We start from the raw sequence: 17,830 nt of genomic DNA on the forward strand, positions 1-17,830 counted from the left end.
CTCCTTAACCCAGAAGCTCTTCGACGGATTTTCCGCGCAGTTTAGCCACGTCTTCAGCACGCTTCAAACGGGACAAACCTTCCAAAGTCGCATTGACCATGTTCATGGAATTCGAAGAACCCAGAGATTTTGTCAAAATGTCACCTACACCAGCAAGTTCGAGAACAGCACGTACAGGACCACCAGCGATAACACCAGTACCTTCAGATGCTGGTTTTAACAGCACGCGTCCTGCGCCGAACTTACCTGTTACCAAGTGAGGAATCGATGTTCCTACGAGTGGAACGTGTACAAGGTTTTTCTTAGCGTCTTCAATACCTTTGCGAATTGCATCAGGTACTTCGCCCGCTTTACCGATACCAGCTCCAACCCAGCCGTTGCCGTCGCCGACTACAACCAGTGCGCTAAAGCTGAAACGGCGTCCGCCTTTTACTACTTTAGCTACGCGATTAATATTTACAACTCTTTCAGTCAGTTCCAAAGTATTCGGATCTACACGCAAGTCGTTAACCTCCTTTTGAAAAATATCTTAAAACTCAAGTCCTGCTTCACGAGCCGCTTCAGCCAATGCTGCGATACGACCATGGTACAGATAACCGCTACGGTCAAATACGATGTTGGAAACACCTTTGTCTTTCGCACGTTTAGCAACGAGTTCGCCAACTTTACGAGCTGATTCAACAGATGCACCATTTTTGATGTCAGTGCTCAATTCTTTGTCTACGGTAGACGCGGAAGCGATTGTTACACCAGCAACATCATCGATGATTTGAGCATACATATGTTTACCAGAACGGAATACGTTCAAACGAGGACGTGCTGCCGTTCCTTGGATTTTCTTACGAACACGAAGGTGTCTTTTCAGACGAGCCTTATTTTTATCTGGTTTCGTAATCATCTCAAAGATTCACTCCTTTCAGGTTACCTCGCTGGCTTCAAAGCAGAAGCCACGGGGTATATTAGAAACACACGAAGCAAGCAAGCCGAAAGCCGCGCAAAGGCGGTAAGAGAAATCTTATTTCTTCTTACCGGCTTTACCTTCCTTACGGATGATACGCTCGCCTTCATATTTAATACCTTTACCTTTGTACGGCTCAGGTTCACGTACGGAACGGATTTTAGCAGCGTAAGCACCTACACGCTCTTTGTCAATTCCGCGAACGATGATTTTTGTATTCGAAGGTACTTCGAATTCGATTCCCGCTTCCGGTGTAATTTCAACCGGGTGAGAGTAACCAACGTTCAGAACGATTTTATCTCCGGATTTGCTTGCACGATATCCGACCCCAACCAATTCCAGAGATTTCGCGAATCCTTCAGTAACCCCGCTCACCATATTGTTTACAACGCTACGCGTTGTGCCATGCAAAGAACGGTGAGTTTTGTTATCGGAAGGACGCACAACTGTGATTTCGTTATTTTCAACTGTAACCTTCATGTCTTTATGAAGCTCACGAGTCAAAGTTCCTTTAGGTCCTTTTACCGTAATAACGGTGTTGTCCAGGGTGATGTCTACACCACTTGGTACTGTGATTGGTTTGCGACCAATACGAGACATATGTTGCACCTCCTATCTTGTGACGTTATATTACCAAACGTAGCAAACGACTTCTCCGCCGGATTTCGATTGACGAGCTTCTTTGTCCGTCATAATACCTTTAGATGTCGAGATGATCGCGATTCCCAGGCCACCAAGTACACGAGGTACTTCGTTGCTTTTCGTGTAAACACGAAGACCAGGTTTACTGATTCTTTTCAGACCAGTGATAACGCGCTCGTTATTTTGACCGTATTTCAGGAAAACACGGATAATCCCTTGTTTGTTATCATCGATAACTTCAGCGTCACGGATGAAACCTTCACGCTTCAGGATATCGGCGATTTGTTTTTTCATTGTCGAAGCAGGCATTTCTACCGTTTCGTGACGAACAGTGTTCGCGTTACGAATACGAGTAAGCATATCTGCAATTGGATCAGACATAGTCATTGTGAGTTAACCTCCTTCCCGTTCAGGACTTTTTACCAGCTTGCTTTTTTCACGCCAGGGATCTGGCCTTTATAAGCTAATTCACGGAAACAAATTCTGCAAATTTTGAACTTTTGCAGGACCGAATGTGGACGTCCGCAACGCTCACAGCGTGTATATGCACGTACTTTAAACTTAGGTGTACGTTGTTGTTTAACTTTCATCGAAGTTTTTGCCACTTAGCCTGACACCTCCTAAATAATTTCGGAGAAAAGGGAGTCTTTCCAGACACCCGGAAACGTTATGCCAACATTACTTAACGAAAGGCATTCCCATTTGCGTAAGCAATTCACGGGACTCTTCGTCTGTTTTCGCCGTTGTTACAATGACAATATCCATACCGCGGACTTTATCAACTTTATCGTATTCGATCTCCGGGAAGATCAATTGCTCTTTCAGACCCAGTGTATAGTTACCACGTCCATCAAAAGCATTACTCGATACACCGCGGAAGTCGCGGACACGAGGAAGCGTTACGTTGAGCAGCTTATCTAGGAAGAAGTACATACGCTCACCGCGTAATGTAACTTTCGCACCGATAGGCATATTCTCACGCAGTTTGAAACCTGCGATAGATTTTTTAGCACGAGTGATTACAGGTTTTTGACCCGCGATCAGTTGCAAATCGTTTACAGCAGAATCCAACACTTTAGAGTTTTGGACAGCGTCGCCCACACCCATGTTGATAACGATTTTCTCGATTTTCGGCACTTGCATTACCGTTGTATAGTTAAACTTCTGCATCAAAGCAGGAGCGATTTCTTGCAGGTAACGTTCTTTCATTCTTGATGCCATGAATCATAGCCCTCCTTTCTCATTCGGTTCAATTAGTCGATAATTTCTCCGGAACGTTTAGCAACGCGCACTTTCTTACCGTTATCCAAAACTTTGTAACCTACACGGGTTACTTTTCCGCTCTTCGGATCGATGTGCATTACGTTGGAAACGTGAATCGGAGCTTCCTTCTCGATAATGCCGCCTTGCGGATTTTGCTGGTTAGGCTTCTGGTGTTTTTTCACCATGTTAACACCTTCCACAAGGACGCGGTTCTCACGAGGATAAGCAGCGATGACACGGCCTTTTTTACCTTTGTCTTTACCGCTGATCACCATAACCGTATCTTCCTTTTTAACGTGAAGTTTGTTGTTATGGGATTCCAGAACTTTTTTCACTCTTGGCATTTCGTACACCTCCTGTTTCTAACATCACGAGATTTAAGCTTTAGATAACTTCTGGAGCCAAGGAAACGATTTTCATGAAGTCTTTATCGCGAAGTTCGCGAGCAACTGGTCCGAAAATACGTGTTCCACGTGGGCTTCTGTCGTCTTTTACAACAACCGCTGCATTTTCATCAAAACCGATGTAGGAACCGTCTTTACGACGTACAGAACGTTTCGTACGAACGACAACCGCTCTAACTACATCACCTTTTTTGACAACGCCGCCTGGTGTTGCTTGTTTAACAGAACAAACGATCAGATCACCGATTTGAGCTGTACGACGTCCCGTACCGCCGAGTACGCGGATACACATCAGTTCCTTCGCACCGGAGTTGTCGGCCACAGTCAAACGTGTAAATGGTTGAATCATTTAGTATTCCTCCTTTCAGCAATGCTGCTGATGCATTAGATGATAACCGCTTTTTCTACGATTTCAGTAAGTCTCCAGCGTTTATCTTTCGAAAGCGGACGAGTCTCCATGATTTTCACCGTGTCACCGATTTTCGCAGTGTTTTCTTCGTCATGCGCTTTGAATTTTTTAGTAACCTTAATGCGTTTATGGTACAAGTTGTGTTTTTTGTAAGTTTCTACAGCAACAACAATCGTTTTGTCCATTTTATCGCTGACCACTTTACCAGTTTGCACTTTACGTGCGTTACGTTCTTCGCTCATTGTTGGCCTCCTTCCTGATTACGGACGGATTGTCCATCCTATCCCTAATTAACCGATTCCCAATTCTCTCTCACGGATAATGGTTTTAGCACGAGCTATTTCTTTCCGCACATCACGGATGCGAGTCGGGTTATCCAGCTGACCGGTAGCTAATTGAAAGCGGAGGTTAAAGAGTTCTTCTTTAAATCCGGCAATCTTTTGCTCGATTTCAGCAGAGGTTAGGTTGCGAAATTCACTAGCTTTCATTTGCTTCACCACCCAATTCTTCACGTTTCACGAACTTCGTTTTGATTGGCAGTTTGTGAGCGGCAAGACGCATTGCTTCGCGTGCAATTTCCTCCGGTACACCAGCAAGTTCAAACATGATCTTACCTGGTTTCACTACTGCAACCCATTTTTCTACGTTACCTTTACCGCTACCCATCCGAACCTCGAGAGGCTTTTGAGTGATTGGTTTGTCTGGGAAAATTTTGATCCAAACTTTACCACCACGTTTGATGTAACGAGTCATCGCAATACGAGCCGCTTCGATCTGACGGTTCGTAATCCAAGCCGGTTCCGTAGCTTGCAGACCGTATTCGCCAAAGTTCAGAGTCGTTCCGCCTTTAGCTTGGCCTTTCATATGCCCACGTTGTTGCTTACGGTGTTTTACGCGTTTTGGTACCAACATGATTAGTTGCCTCCTTCCTTAGCAGCTTGTTTCTTAGCCGTAGGAAGAACCTCTCCACGATAGATCCATACTTTTACGCCGATAAGTCCGTAAGTAGTATGAGCCTCTGCTGTACCATAGTCAATGTCAGCACGCAGTGTGTGCAGTGGAACAGTTCCTTCGCTGTAGCCTTCAGAACGTGCGATCTCAGCACCGCCAAGACGTCCGCCTACTTGAGTTTTGATACCTTTAGCACCAGAGCGCATAGTTCTTTGAATTGCTTGTTTCAGAGCACGACGGAAAGAAACACGACGTTCCAATTGTTGTGCAATGCTTTCAGCTACAAGAATAGCGTCCAAGTCTTGGTTCTTAATTTCAGAAATGTTGATGTGTACTTTTTTACCGCCAGCAATTTTCGTAATTTGGTTACGAAGATTTTCAACTTCCGAACCACCCTTACCAATAACCATACCTGGTTTAGCAGTGTGAATCGTTACGTTTACGCGGTTAGCCGCTCTCTCAATTTCTACACGAGATAAAGCGGAGTCTTTCAATTTATTTTTCAGGAATTCACGAATTCTCACGTCTTCCATCAAAAGATCACCGAAGTCTTTGCCTGCATACCACTTAGATTCCCAGTCACGGATAATTCCGACACGGAGTCCGACTGGATTTACCTTTTGGCCCACACATTTCCCCTCCTTCTACTTCTCAGATACCACCAAAGTAATGTGGCTAGTACGTTTGTTAATACGACTTGCACGTCCCATTGCACGAGGGCGGAAACGTTTCATTGTCGGTCCTTGGTTCACGTAAGCTTGCGAGATAACCAAGTTGTTAACATCCAAAGAATAGTTATGTTCCGCATTCGCAATAGCGGAGTTAAGCAACTTCTCAACGATTGGAGAAGCAGATTTCGGAGTGTGACGGAGAATGGCAACCGCCTCACCTACTTGCTTGCCACGAATCAAGTCAACAACGAGTTGAGCTTTACGAGGAGCAATCCGGATAAACTTAGCATGTGCTTTTGCTTCCATTGTGTAACCTCCTTTCAAACATTAAAGATATTCATTTATCTTCTTGTTTTCTTATCATCAGCAGTATGGCCTTTGTACGTACGGGTTGGAGCGAACTCACCCAGTTTGTGTCCGACCATGTCCTCAGTTACATACACTGGCACGTGTTTACGACCATCGTAAACGCCAAATGTGTGTCCGATGAATTGCGGGAAAATTGTAGAACGACGGGACCAGGTTTTGATCACATTCTTCTTACCTGAAGCTTCCATCTCTTCTACCTTTTTAAGCATGTAGCCATCAATGAATGGCCCTTTTTTCAAACTGCGACCCATGTGGAGATCCTCCCTTCAAACATAGCTATTGTGCATCCGCAGATGCCTCACGAAGTTATGCACAGTGTGTATTACTTCGTGCGGCGGCGAATGATGTATTTATCAGAAGCTTTATTTTTCTTACGCGTTTTGTAACCAAGTGTAGGTTTACCCCATGGTGACATTGGCGATTTACGTCCGATTGGAGCACGACCTTCACCACCACCGTGTGGGTGATCGTTAGGGTTCATTACTACACCACGAACCTCAGGACGTTTACCCAACCAACGGCTACGACCGGCTTTACCGATTTTGATGAGCTCGTGGTCTTGGTTACCTACAGATCCGATTGTCGCGCGGCAAACTTTCAAAATACGACGAACTTCTCCGGAAGAGAGACGAACGGAAACGTATTTTTCTTCTTTACCAAGCAATTGAGCTTCTGTACCAGCAGCACGAACCAATTGTCCGCCTTTACCTGGTTTCAACTCGATGTTGTGGATAACGGTACCTACTGGAATGTTTTCGAGTGGCAGTGCGTTACCGATTTTGATGTCTGATTCAGGTCCGGAGAATACTTGATCTCCAACTTTCAAACCTTTAGGAGCGATGATATAACGTTTTTCACCATCAGCATAGTGAATCAGAGCGATGTTGGATGTACGGTTCGGGTCATACTCAATCGTAGCAACGCGGCCCGGTATTCCATCTTTAGTACGTTTGAAGTCAATGATACGGTATTTACGTTTGTGTCCACCACCATGGTGACGAACTGTAATTTTACCTTGGTTGTTGCGGCCTGCTTGTTTGCTCAACGGGGCCAACAACGATTTCTCCGGCTGATTTGTGGTGATTTCCTCAAATGTAGAAACGGACATGTTCCGTCTTGCCGGGGATGTTGGTTTATACTTTTTGATTGGCACTGGGTTTCCCTCCTTACTTCAAAAATTCAATTATACAGTTTCAAAGAACTCAAGCGTTTTGCTGTCTTTTGTCAACGTTACAAACGCTTTTTTCCATTCGCTAGTATATCCGGAATAACGTCCGTACCGTTTCGGCTTAGCTGGAACACGAAGCGTGTTCACGTTTTTCACTTTTACATTGAAAATAGCTTCTACTGCCTTTTTGATCTCGGTTTTGTTTGCACGGATATCGACTTCAAATACATATTTCAAGTCGTTCATCATGTCAGCAGTACGTTCCGTAATAATCGGACGTTTTACAATATCACGAGGATCCTTCATTACGCGAGCACCTCCTCTACCTTCTGAACTGCTTCTTTCGTAATGATCAATTTGTCGTGCGAGAGCACGTCAAGAACATTAATACCGTCAGCAGCTACGAATTTCACGCCTGGAATATTCCGTGCGGAAAGAGCTACATTATCATCATAGCTAGGAGCTACGATCAAAGCTTTACGCCCCACTTTGAGGTTACTCAAGATGGCTGCGAATTCTTTAGTTTTAGGCGTACTCAACGTGAGAGCGTCCAAAACGATAATGTCATTGTCAAGCACTTTGGATGAAAGGGCTGATTTGATCGCCAAGCGGCGAACTTTCTTAGGCAGTTTATACGCATAGCTCCGTGGTGTTGGACCAAATACGATACCGCCGCCTTTCCATTGTGGTGAACGAATTGAACCTTGACGAGCGCGACCTGTACCTTTTTGTTTCCAAGGCTTACGTCCACCGCCACGAACTTCAGAACGTCCTTTTACTTTGTGGGTACCTTGACGAAGGGAAGCGCGTTGCATAAGAACTGCATCGTACAGAACGTGTTGGTTCGGCTCAATTCCGAAAACCGCATCGTTCAATTCAACTTCGCCTACTTGGCTACCATCTACATTGTAAACTGATACTTTTGGCATTTTGTGTTCCTCCTTTCTTCAGTGGTTATTTTTTCACCGTTTCTTTAACTCTAATGAGACTGTTTTTCGGTCCAGGAATGGAACCTTTCACGAGCAACACATTACGCTCAGCGTCTACTTTAACTACTTCAAGACGTTGGATTGTAATAGTATCATGTCCCATGTGTCCTGGCAGGCGTTTGCCTTTAGGAACGCGGTTAGCTTGGATCGAACCCATTGAACCAGGGCCACGGTGGTAACGCGAACCGTGTGACATAGGTCCAGTGCTTTGTCCCCAACGTTTGATAACGCCGGCAAAACCTTTACCTTTAGAAATACCCGTTACGTCAACGAATTCGCCTTCAGCGAAAATGTCAGCTTTCAGTTCTTGGCCAACTTCATATTCTGCGATGTTGATACCGCGAACTTCACGAACGTAGCGCTTAGGGGCAGTGTTCGCTTTTTTAGCGTGACCTGCTTCTGGCTTGTTAGCATTTTTCTCTTTCTTATCGGAGTAACCGATTTGAATTGCTTCGTAGCCATCGTTCTCAATGTCTTTCTTTTGCAAAACAACACAAGGGCCTGCTTCGATAACCGTTACTGGAACGACGTTACCTTCAGGAGTAAATACTTGAGTCATTCCGAGTTTTTTTCCTAAGATTGCTTTCATGTTGACACCTCTTTTCCTTTATACATGGTCTTTGTTGTAGCTTGTATTACAATTTAATTTCGATATCTACACCGGACGGCAGATCCAAGCGCATCAAGGCATCCACAGTTTGTGGAGTCGGGTTAACGATGTCGATCAAACGTTTGTGTGTACGTTGTTCGAATTGTTCCCGAGAATCCTTGTACTTGTGCACCGCACGAAGAATAGTAATGATTTGTTTTTCAGTAGGAAGCGGAATCGGACCGGATACACCAGCACCCGAACGTTTTGCTGTTTCAACAATTTTCTCCGCGGATTGATCAAGAATTCTGTGGTCGTAAGCTTTCAAACGAATACGAATTTTTTGCTTTGCCATTTTAGTCCCTCCTTCTATCGCCCAATTTTTTATCGGACATACTCCGTGAAAATTTTCTAGCCACTCTCCCATGGCAAAGGGGCCGGGTGTGCCAGTAACCTCTCACATCATCGCAACGTCACAGAACAACATTCATTATTATATAGAAAAGATAGGCGTATTGCAAGCATATTTAAGAAAAACATTTAAACTTATCTTTTCTGATGAAATGACTTCGTTTATTGCAGTGTTAATCCTCAATATCCAGGCTGCCTTGCCAATCCTTCTAAACACGTAAATGATGTTCATTTCGTATGACGCAGGTTCCGAACTTTAAACATAATAAAAGAGTTCTCTATCCGATGTCGGATAAAGAACTCTTCCGAAGCTTCGTTACAATACAATGTTACTCGTTCCAGTACACTGTTACATATGCTTTATTCAGCGTTAAGCCGAATTATTTTTGGATAGATGCTACGGAACCGGCACCTACTGTACGTCCGCCTTCACGAATGGAGAATTTAGTTCCTTCTTCAATCGCGATTGGGGAGATCAGGGAAACAGTAACAGTGATGTTATCACCAGGCATTACCATTTCAGTACCTTCAGGCAAGTTGATGATGCCTGTTACGTCAGTTGTACGGAAGTAGAACTGTGGACGGTAACCAGTGAAGAATGGTTTGTGACGTCCGCCCTCTTCTTTAGTCAGAACGTAGATTTGAGCTGTGAATTCTGTGTGTGGCTTAACAGAACCTGGTTTTGCAAGTACTTGACCACGCTCGATTTGAGTACGGTCAACACCACGCAACAATGCACCGATGTTGTCACCCGCTTGAGCGGAATCCAACAATTTACGGAACATCTCAACGCCTGTTACAACGGATTTTTTAGTTTCTTCAGTGATACCAACGATTTCGATCTCTTCGCCGACTTTAACAGTACCACGCTCTACACGGCCAGTAGCAACAGTACCACGACCAGTGATGGAGAATACGTCCTCGACAGGCATCAAGAAAGGCTTGTCAGTTTGACGCTCAGGCAGTGGGATGTAAGTGTCGATCTCTTTGAACATCTCAATGATTTTTTGAGCCCATTCGCCATCTGGGTTTGCCAGAGCTTCACGAGCGGATCCACGAGTGATTGGAGTATCGTCACCTGGGAACTCATATTCGTTAAGAAGGTCGCGAACTTCCATCTCAACCAATTCCAACAACTCTTCGTCTTCAACCATGTCACATTTGTTCAAAAATACAACAATGTAAGGTACGCCTACTTGACGGGAGAGCAAGATGTGCTCACGAGTTTGTGGCATTGGGCCGTCTGCTGCGGATACTACCAAGATAGCTCCATCCATTTGAGCCGCGCCAGTGATCATGTTTTTAACATAGTCGGCGTGACCTGGGCAGTCAACGTGAGCGTAGTGACGAGTGTCAGTTTCGTACTCAACGTGTGATGTGGAGATTGTGATACCGCGTTCGCGCTCTTCTGGAGCTTTGTCGATTTGGTCGAATGCAATTGCAGCACCACCGTAAGTTTTGGACAATACAGTTGTGATTGCAGCAGTCAGAGTTGTTTTACCGTGATCGACGTGACCGATAGTACCGATGTTAACGTGGGGTTTATTACGTTCGTATTTAGCCTTTGCCATTTGAACGTGGCCTCCTTAAAATTATAATTTTATGTTTTCACTGAATGAAGTGCTCCGAATTGAATTCTTATGCACTTGCATCCAGTGTGAGAAAACTACTCGGTGCCTTTTGTTTTGGCAACGATTTCTTCAGCGATGCTCTTAGGAACTTCTTCATAGTGAGAGAGTTCCATGGAGAATACGCCGCGTCCTTGAGTACCGGAACGAAGAGTTGTAGAGTAACCAAACATTTCAGACAAAGGCACCTTAGCACGAATGATTTGAGCTCCACTACGGGAATCCATACCTTCAATGCGGCCACGACGGGAGTTCAACATTCCCATTACGTCACCCATGTACTCTTCCGGAACAGTTACTTCTACTTTCATGATTGGCTCAAGCAGAACTGGTTTACATTTGTCTTTAGCCGCTTTAAGCGCCATAGATCCGGCAATTTTAAATGCCATCTCATTGGAATCGACATCATGGTAAGATCCGTCTACAATTGTAGCCTTAACGTCTACAAGCGGGAAGCCTGCAATAACGCCGTTTTTCATTTGCTCTTCAATCCCTGACAGTGCAGGTTGAATGTATTCTCTTGGTACGGAACCACCGACAACCTTACTTTCGAACTGGCTGCCTGTACCCGGCTCGAGAGGTTCGAATTCAACCCATACGTGACCGTATTGACCACGACCACCGGATTGACGTACGAATTTACCTTCAACGCGCGCTGGAGCACGGAATGTTTCACGGTAAGCTACTTGTGGTTTACCCACAGTAGTTTCAACCTTGAACTCACGACGCATACGGTCGATGATGATATCAAGGTGAAGCTCACCCATACCTGCCAAGATCGTTTGGCCTGTTTCTTCGTCAGTATGAGCACGAAGAGTTGGATCCTCTTCAGTCAACTTACCGAGAGCAACACCCAGTTTATCCTGGTCAGCTTTGGTTTTAGGTTCAACAGCGATTTCGATAACCGGATCAGGGAAGTTCATTGACTCCAGGATAACCGGATTTTTCTCATCACATAGTGTATCACCTGTACCCGTATCTTTCAAACCTACGGCAGCTGCAATATCACCGGAGTAAACTACAGTGATTTCTTGACGACTGTTCGCATGCATTTGAAGGATACGACCGATACGCTCACGCTTGTTTTTAGTGGCATTCAATACATATGATCCGGATTGAAGAACACCGGAGTATACGCGGAAGAATGTCAATTTACCAACGTAAGGGTCTGTCATAATTTTGAATGCCAATGCGGAGAATGGCTCTTCATCGGATGACTTACGAATTGCTTCAGTTCCATCTTCAAGATGTCCCGTGATCGATGCAACATCTGTTGGAGCTGGCAAGTAGTCGATAACAGCATCCAACATCAGTTGAACACCTTTGTTACGATATGAGGATCCACAGATAACTGGGAATATCTTAACATCTACAACACCTTTACGGAGTACGGTTTTGATCTCATCAATTGTGATCTCTTCGCCTTCCAGGTATTTCATTGTCAATTCTTCATCCAGTTCAGCAACGCGCTCAATCAACTCGTTGCGAAGTTCTTCAACTTGATCTGCAAATTCCGCAGGAATTTCGACTTCTTCGATATCTTGTCCCAGGTCATCTTTGTACATATGAGCCTTTTGAGCAACGATATCGATGATGCCTTTGAAATCATTTTCAGCGCCGATTGGAAGTTGAATCGCAACAGCGTTCGCTTGAAGGCGATCACGCATGTCAGATACAACGTTCAGGAAGTCAGCACCGATGATATCCATTTTGTTTACATATGCGATACGAGGTACGCCGTACTTGTCAGCCTGTCTCCATACGGTTTCGGACTGAGGCTCAACGCCTTCTTTCGCACTGAATACACCAACTGCTCCGTCCAATACACGAAGGGAACGTTCAACTTCAACAGTGAAGTCAACGTGTCCCGGGGTATCAATAATATTAACGCGGTGGCCTTTCCAAGCAGCGGTAGTTGCAGCGGAAGTAATCGTAATTCCGCGCTCCTGCTCTTGCTCCATCCAGTCCATTGTCGCAGCGCCTTCGTGAACTTCACCGATTTTGTGCGTACGTCCTGTGTAGAACAAGATCCGCTCAGTTGTAGTGGTTTTACCCGCATCAATATGAGCCATGATCCCGATATTACGTGTATTTTTTAAGGAGAACTCTCTAGCCATGAAATGGGTCTCCCTTCAAAATTGAAGTTTTTTATTGTGAACTGAATCCTACCAACGGTAGTGAGCAAACGCTTTGTTCGCTTCAGCCATTTTGTGCGTATCTTCACGTTTTTTAACGGAAGCGCCTGTGTTGTTGGAAGCGTCGATGATCTCAGCCGCCAAACGCTCTTCCATTGTTTTCTCACCGCGGTTGCGGGAGTAGTTCACGAGCCAACGTAATCCCAGAGCAGTACGTCTCTCTGGTTTCACCTCGATTGGTACTTGGTAGTTGGCACCGCCGACACGGCGAGCTTTAACTTCCAGGACTGGCATGATGTTCTTGATTGCTGCTTCAAATACTTCCATAGGGTCATTACCCGTACGTTCTTGAATCAACTTGAACGCATTATACAGAATGCTTTGAGCAACACCGCGTTTTCCACCGATCATGATGCGGTTGATTAAACGAGTAACCAACTTGCTGTTGTATAACGGATCAGGCAGAACGTCTCTTTTCGTAACTGGACCTTTGCGTGGCATGGATATCCCCCTTTCTTTCTTGTTCAGCAGATCCTGTACCTTCCAGACTTAGACCAGAAGGCTTTCAGGCTATCTGCCTATAATAGTTTAGGCTTTTTTAGCTTTTGGACGTTTAGCGCCGTATTTCGAACGAGCTTGCATACGGTTGTTTACACCAGCAGTATCGAGAGCTCCACGAACGATGTGATAACGAACTCCTGCAAGGTCTTTAACTTTACCTCCGCGGATCAATACCACACTGTGCTCTTGAAGGTTATGTCCGATTCCCGGGATATAAGCAGTAACCTCGAGACGGTTCGTTAAACGAACACGGGCATACTTACGAAGTGCAGAGTTTGGTTTACGCGGAGTCATTGTACCTACACGAGTGCAGACACCACGTTTTTGTGGGGCACTGATGTTAGTAGATTCACGTTTCAAAGCGTTGAATCCTTTTTGCAAAGCTGGAGATTTTGACTTCTCAACTTTTGCTTGACGTCCTTTACGAACCAGTTGGTTAATAGTTGGCATGTGATTGCCACCCCCTTCCTCAAATATTCATGTTTCTTTATAAACCTCTTTGCACTAAGTCCACAGACCCAGGCGGTTCATAAAAAGACAAATGAAAAGTTTTTGCCTTGGAGAATCCTTAAAAGTTCTCGGACAAAAACGTTCCTTACCCTATGATTTTACGACAGCAGCCATAGCTGCTCCTACTCCAATCCCGCAAGCCTTGCCGAGATTTTTCATTGTATCCACTTTCGTGCATTTCACATTGTGTTGTTCACACAAAGCAATGATTTTGGAAGTAAGCTGCGGATCACTATCTTCTGCGACATAGACTTCAGAAGCCATACCTGTCTGCACCATCCGCATGGTCTGTTTGGTACCTATTTTGACATGAGCATCTTGCAAGGCTTTTTCATTAGACATTGTGTATTCCTCCGAATAGAACCATGTACAATCAGCTGCCCACGCACCTTTGATATATTAGCATCTAGCGCAAGCAATGTCAATGCTAATCCTAAAACATTTTTTAAAAGTTTACGTACATCAGGATTCGTCCGCCTGTATCATACAAACGTCCGTCTCCTGACGCACAAAACTTTCACTCTCCTCTAATGAGGAGAAATATATTTAATCAACCGAAACTGGCTCAAGTTCTTCTACTGAAGATTGGCCATCTTCTGGCTCAGCTAATTTGATGCTGCGGTAACGGTGCATACCTGTACCTGCAGGAATCAATTTACCGATGATTACATTTTCCTTCAGACCGAGCAACTGATCGACTTTACCTTTGATCGCTGCATCTGTCAATACACGTGTAGTTTCTTGGAACGAAGCTGCCGAGAGGAAGGAGTCTGTTTCCAGGGATGCTTTCGTAATACCGAGCAGGATTGGTTTAGCAACCGCCGGCTCTTTATCACTAAGAATCGCAATTTTGTTAGCTCTTTCGTACTCATGCATATCCACGAACGATCCTGGCAACAGCGTTGTATCTCCTGCATCTACGATACGGATTTTACGCAGCATTTGACGGATCATAACTTCAACGTGCTTATCGTTAATTTCTACGCCTTGGTTACGATATACGCGTTGTACTTCCTGCAGAATGTAGTTTTGTACACCACGTATGCCTTTAATCCGTAACATCTCTTTTGGATCAATGGAACCGTCTGTCAACTCGTCACCCGCTTCAACTTCCGCGCCTTCGCTTACGCGCACACGGGAACCGTAGGTAACGGCGTATACTTTGGATTCCGCTTCACCTTGAATTTCGATTTCACGACGATCTTTCGCTTCGCGAATCTCTTTAACCACACCATCGATTTCACTGATCGTTGCTTGACCCTTAGGATTACGAGCTTCGAACAACTCCTGGATACGTGGCAAACCTTGCGTAATATCGTCTCCGGCTACACCACCGGTATGGAACGTACGCATTGTAAGCTGTGTTCCTGGCTCACCAATGGACTGTGCTGCGATAATACCAACTGCTTCACCAATCTCCACGTGTTTACCAGTCGCGAGGTTGCGACCATAACACTTCTTGCAGACACCATGACTTGCACGGCAGCTGAGGACGGAGCGGATTTGCAATTTAGTAATACCTGCTTTGATAATCGCTTCTGCTTTATCGGAGTCAATCAATTCATTGCGACCTACAATGATTTCTTTCGTTTCCGGATGACGAAGAGTCTCGAAGCAGTATCTGCCTTCAATACGGTCGTAGAGGTCTTCGATAACCTCTTTACCATCCTGGATACGACTTACCGTAAAGCCTTTATCTGTACCACAATCATCATCACGCACGATTACGTCTTGGGCTACGTCTACGAGACGACGAGTCAGGTAACCTGAATCGGCTGTACGCAGGGCTGTATCCGCCAAACCTTTACGCGCTCCGTGAGTGGAGATAAAGTACTCGAGTACCGTCAGACCTTCACGGAAGTTCGATTTGATTGGGAGTTCAATGATTCGACCGGATGGGTTGGCCATCAGACCACGCATACCGCCCAATTGGGTGATTTGCGATTTGTTACCCCGTGCTTTGGAGTCTACCATCATCATGATCGAGTTGTAACGATCCATGGACTTCATCAGAATCTCAGTGATGTCATCTTTGGATTTTGACCAGATATCAATGATACGGTCATAGCGCTCTTCATTCGTAATCAGACCACGACGGTACTGATTCGTAACGATTTGTGCTTTTTCCTCAGATTTTCTAAGAATTTCAAACTTCTCAGGCGGAACGATAACATCAGATACCGCAACCGTAATACCGGCACGTGTAGAGTATGTGAAACCAAGTTGTTTGATTTTATCCAAAATAACGGCTGTTTCCGTTGTGTGATAAATTTCAAAACAACGTGCAATGATGGAGCCGAGGTATTCTTTACCAACACCGCCAGCCAGAGGAGCATTCATAATAGCTTCTCTGAGATCAGCACCTTTTTCATATACAAATGAGTGATCTGCAGTACCTTGGTACAGGTTAGCACGAGTCGCATCATTGATATACGGGAAGCTTGCCGGGAAAATTTCATTGAAGATAATTTTACCGACAGTTGTCAGCAACATTCCTTCTTGTTGTTCTTCCGTGAAGCTTGTTTTACCAAGCGCCTTAACCGGAATAGCTACACGCGCATGCAGACCAGCAGTACCACGTTGGTATGCCGATACAGCTTCGTTAACTGTACGCAAGATCATACCTGTGCCCTTTTCTTCCTTGTTATCCATAGTGAGGTAGTAAGAACCAAGCACCATATCCTGGGAAGGAGTAACAACCGGTTTACCGTCTTTCGGGTTCAAAATGTTACCAGATGCAAGCATCAGGATACGTGCTTCCGCTTGAGCTTCAGCGGACAACGGAACGTGCACGGCCATTTGGTCACCGTCAAAGTCGGCATTGTATGCCGTACATACGAGCGGGTGAAGACGAATTGCTTTACCTTCAACGAGAATCGGTTCAAATGCTTGAATACCGAGTCTGTGAAGCGTAGGGGCACGGTTCAACAGAACCGGATGCTCCTTGATTACTTCTTCAAGAACATCCCATACTTCAGGACTTACACGCTCAACTTTACGTTTCGCGCTCTTGATGTTGTGGGCAAGCCCTTTATTTACAAGCTCTTTCATAACAAAAGGCTTGAACAATTCAAGTGCCATATCTTTTGGCAGACCACACTGATACATTTTCAGGTAAGGTCCAACAACGATAACGGAACGACCAGAATAGTCAACACGTTTACCGAGCAAGTTTTGACGGAAACGTCCTTGTTTACCTTTCAGCATGTGGCTGAGAGATTTCAATGGACGGTTACCAGGACCCGTTACAGGGCGTCCACGACGACCATTATCGATCAATGCGTCAACAGCTTCCTGCAACATCCGTTTTTCATTTTGCACGATAATATCTGGCGCGCCCAGATCAAGCAGACGTTTCAGACGGTTGTTCCGGTTGATTACACGGCGGTACAAATCATTCAGGTCAGACGTTGCAAAACGTCCACCATCCAACTGTACCATTGGACGAAGTTCCGGCGGGATAACAGGAAGTACATCCATGATCATCCACTCTGGCTTGTTGCCGGAGTTGCGGAATGCTTCGATAACTTCCAGACGTTTGATTGCACGATTACGACGTTGTCCTTGCGCAGTCCGGAGCTCTTCTTTCAGGAACTCGAGCTCTTTGTCTATGTCAAGGTCTTGAAGCAATTTTTTAACCGCTTCTGCGCCCATGCCAGCATGGAAACCATAGCCGTATTTTTCACGGTAGCTGCGGTATTCTTTCTCGGACAACAGCTGTTTTTTCTCCAGTGGAGTTTCTCCTGGATCAGTTACAACATATGATGCAAAATAAATAATCTCTTCAAGAGATCTTGGAGACATATCCAGAGCAAGACCCATACGGCTCGGAATACCTTTGAAGTACCAGATATGCGATACCGGAGCAGCGAGCTCAATATGGCCCATCCGTTCGCGGCGTACTTTCGCACGTGTTACTTCAACGCCACAACGATCACAGACAACGCCTTTATAACGGACGCGTTTGTATTTACCGCAATGACATTCCCAGTCTTTTGTAGGGCCAAAAATCTTTTCGCAGAACAGCCCTTCTTTTTCCGGTTTCAACGTACGATAGTTGATCGTTTCCGGTTTTTTCACTTCTCCGCGGGACCAAGAACGAATTTTCTCTGGGGAAGCAAGCCCGATCTTCATGTATTCGAAATTGTTGACGTCCAACAAGGAGCAACCCT

25 protein-coding genes are annotated in these 17,830 nt (G+C 45.1%); all 25 read right to left on the reverse strand.

Annotated elements, in window-relative coordinates; all coding sequences use genetic code 11:
- Window positions 1-4: 4 nt before the first annotated feature.
- Complete coding sequence (gene rpsE, locus J2Z28_RS28240) at window positions 5-502, reverse strand: 30S ribosomal protein S5 (RefSeq protein ID WP_017692091.1); 498 nt, start codon at window positions 500-502, stop codon at window positions 5-7.
- 27 nt (window positions 503-529) lie between these two features.
- Entirely contained in the window at window positions 530-898 is a 369-nt protein-coding gene (gene rplR / locus J2Z28_RS28245) for a 50S ribosomal protein L18 (RefSeq protein ID WP_017692090.1), read from the reverse strand.
- A gap of 117 nt (window positions 899-1,015) precedes the next feature.
- Complete coding sequence (gene rplF / locus J2Z28_RS28250) at window positions 1,016-1,558, reverse strand: 50S ribosomal protein L6 (RefSeq protein ID WP_017692089.1); 543 nt, start codon at window positions 1,556-1,558, stop codon at window positions 1,016-1,018.
- Window positions 1,559-1,588: 30 nt separating this feature from the next.
- Window positions 1,589-1,987, reverse strand: coding sequence for a 30S ribosomal protein S8 (rpsH, locus tag J2Z28_RS28255; protein ID WP_017692088.1), 399 nt, complete (start codon window positions 1,985-1,987; stop codon window positions 1,589-1,591).
- A gap of 32 nt (window positions 1,988-2,019) precedes the next feature.
- On the reverse strand, window positions 2,020-2,205 hold the full coding sequence (locus J2Z28_RS28260; RefSeq protein ID WP_013312154.1) for a type Z 30S ribosomal protein S14: 186 nt from the start codon (window positions 2,203-2,205) through the stop codon (window positions 2,020-2,022).
- A 73-nt stretch (window positions 2,206-2,278) separates the two neighbouring features.
- Entirely contained in the window at window positions 2,279-2,821 is a 543-nt protein-coding gene (gene rplE, locus J2Z28_RS28265; protein WP_017692087.1) for a 50S ribosomal protein L5, read from the reverse strand.
- A 32-nt stretch (window positions 2,822-2,853) separates the two neighbouring features.
- Window positions 2,854-3,207 (reverse strand): 50S ribosomal protein L24, encoded by a 354-nt coding sequence (gene rplX, locus J2Z28_RS28270; protein ID WP_017692086.1) that lies wholly within the window; start codon window positions 3,205-3,207, stop codon window positions 2,854-2,856.
- A gap of 40 nt (window positions 3,208-3,247) precedes the next feature.
- Window positions 3,248-3,616: a 50S ribosomal protein L14 gene (gene rplN / locus J2Z28_RS28275; RefSeq protein WP_017692085.1), complete on the reverse strand. Its 369-nt coding sequence runs from the start codon at window positions 3,614-3,616 to the stop codon at window positions 3,248-3,250.
- Window positions 3,617-3,651: 35 nt separating this feature from the next.
- Entirely contained in the window at window positions 3,652-3,918 is a 267-nt protein-coding gene (gene rpsQ / locus J2Z28_RS28280; RefSeq protein WP_017692084.1) for a 30S ribosomal protein S17, read from the reverse strand.
- 48 nt (window positions 3,919-3,966) lie between these two features.
- On the reverse strand, window positions 3,967-4,164 hold the full coding sequence (rpmC, locus tag J2Z28_RS28285) for a 50S ribosomal protein L29 (protein WP_017692083.1): 198 nt from the start codon (window positions 4,162-4,164) through the stop codon (window positions 3,967-3,969).
- On the reverse strand, window positions 4,154-4,588 hold the full coding sequence (gene rplP, locus J2Z28_RS28290; RefSeq protein ID WP_017692082.1) for a 50S ribosomal protein L16: 435 nt from the start codon (window positions 4,586-4,588) through the stop codon (window positions 4,154-4,156). Before rplP ends, rpmC begins: the two co-directional genes overlap by 11 nt.
- A gap of 2 nt (window positions 4,589-4,590) precedes the next feature.
- On the reverse strand, window positions 4,591-5,256 hold the full coding sequence (gene rpsC / locus J2Z28_RS28295; RefSeq protein WP_017692081.1) for a 30S ribosomal protein S3: 666 nt from the start codon (window positions 5,254-5,256) through the stop codon (window positions 4,591-4,593).
- Between the two features lie 15 nt (window positions 5,257-5,271).
- Window positions 5,272-5,604: a 50S ribosomal protein L22 gene (rplV, locus tag J2Z28_RS28300; protein ID WP_017692080.1), complete on the reverse strand. Its 333-nt coding sequence runs from the start codon at window positions 5,602-5,604 to the stop codon at window positions 5,272-5,274.
- A gap of 35 nt (window positions 5,605-5,639) precedes the next feature.
- Entirely contained in the window at window positions 5,640-5,918 is a 279-nt protein-coding gene (gene rpsS / locus J2Z28_RS28305) for a 30S ribosomal protein S19 (RefSeq protein ID WP_017692079.1), read from the reverse strand.
- A 71-nt stretch (window positions 5,919-5,989) separates the two neighbouring features.
- Window positions 5,990-6,820 carry a 50S ribosomal protein L2 gene (gene rplB / locus J2Z28_RS28310; RefSeq protein ID WP_017692078.1) on the reverse strand — a complete coding sequence of 277 codons (831 nt, stop codon included), beginning with the start codon at window positions 6,818-6,820 and terminating at the stop codon, window positions 5,990-5,992.
- Window positions 6,821-6,850: 30 nt separating this feature from the next.
- Window positions 6,851-7,141, reverse strand: coding sequence for a 50S ribosomal protein L23 (gene rplW / locus J2Z28_RS28315; protein WP_017692077.1), 291 nt, complete (start codon window positions 7,139-7,141; stop codon window positions 6,851-6,853).
- Window positions 7,141-7,764 carry a 50S ribosomal protein L4 gene (rplD, locus tag J2Z28_RS28320; protein ID WP_017692076.1) on the reverse strand — a complete coding sequence of 208 codons (624 nt, stop codon included), beginning with the start codon at window positions 7,762-7,764 and terminating at the stop codon, window positions 7,141-7,143. The genes rplW and rplD overlap by 1 nt, the downstream gene beginning before the upstream one ends.
- A gap of 25 nt (window positions 7,765-7,789) precedes the next feature.
- Window positions 7,790-8,413, reverse strand: a complete 624-nt coding sequence (gene rplC / locus J2Z28_RS28325; RefSeq protein ID WP_017692075.1) for a 50S ribosomal protein L3 — start codon at window positions 8,411-8,413, stop codon at window positions 7,790-7,792.
- 46 nt (window positions 8,414-8,459) lie between these two features.
- Complete coding sequence (rpsJ, locus tag J2Z28_RS28330) at window positions 8,460-8,768, reverse strand: 30S ribosomal protein S10 (RefSeq protein ID WP_017692074.1); 309 nt, start codon at window positions 8,766-8,768, stop codon at window positions 8,460-8,462.
- Between the two features lie 436 nt (window positions 8,769-9,204).
- Entirely contained in the window at window positions 9,205-10,395 is a 1,191-nt protein-coding gene (gene tuf / locus J2Z28_RS28335) for an elongation factor Tu (protein WP_211085394.1), read from the reverse strand.
- Window positions 10,396-10,490: 95 nt separating this feature from the next.
- Complete coding sequence (gene fusA, locus J2Z28_RS28340) at window positions 10,491-12,569, reverse strand: elongation factor G (RefSeq protein ID WP_211085395.1); 2,079 nt, start codon at window positions 12,567-12,569, stop codon at window positions 10,491-10,493.
- 48 nt (window positions 12,570-12,617) lie between these two features.
- Window positions 12,618-13,088 (reverse strand): 30S ribosomal protein S7, encoded by a 471-nt coding sequence (gene rpsG / locus J2Z28_RS28345; protein ID WP_017692071.1) that lies wholly within the window; start codon window positions 13,086-13,088, stop codon window positions 12,618-12,620.
- 87 nt (window positions 13,089-13,175) lie between these two features.
- Window positions 13,176-13,598, reverse strand: a complete 423-nt coding sequence (rpsL, locus tag J2Z28_RS28350; protein WP_017692070.1) for a 30S ribosomal protein S12 — start codon at window positions 13,596-13,598, stop codon at window positions 13,176-13,178.
- Between the two features lie 150 nt (window positions 13,599-13,748).
- Window positions 13,749-14,000, reverse strand: coding sequence for a ribosomal L7Ae/L30e/S12e/Gadd45 family protein (locus J2Z28_RS28355; RefSeq protein ID WP_036607175.1), 252 nt, complete (start codon window positions 13,998-14,000; stop codon window positions 13,749-13,751).
- A gap of 204 nt (window positions 14,001-14,204) precedes the next feature.
- Window positions 14,205-17,819 (reverse strand): DNA-directed RNA polymerase subunit beta', encoded by a 3,615-nt coding sequence (gene rpoC, locus J2Z28_RS28360; RefSeq protein WP_211085396.1) that lies wholly within the window; start codon window positions 17,817-17,819, stop codon window positions 14,205-14,207.
- Window positions 17,820-17,830 lie beyond the last annotated feature (11 nt).

Source organism: Paenibacillus xylanexedens (assembly GCF_017874615.1).
GTDB classification, from domain to species: domain Bacteria; phylum Bacillota; class Bacilli; order Paenibacillales; family Paenibacillaceae; genus Paenibacillus; species Paenibacillus xylanexedens.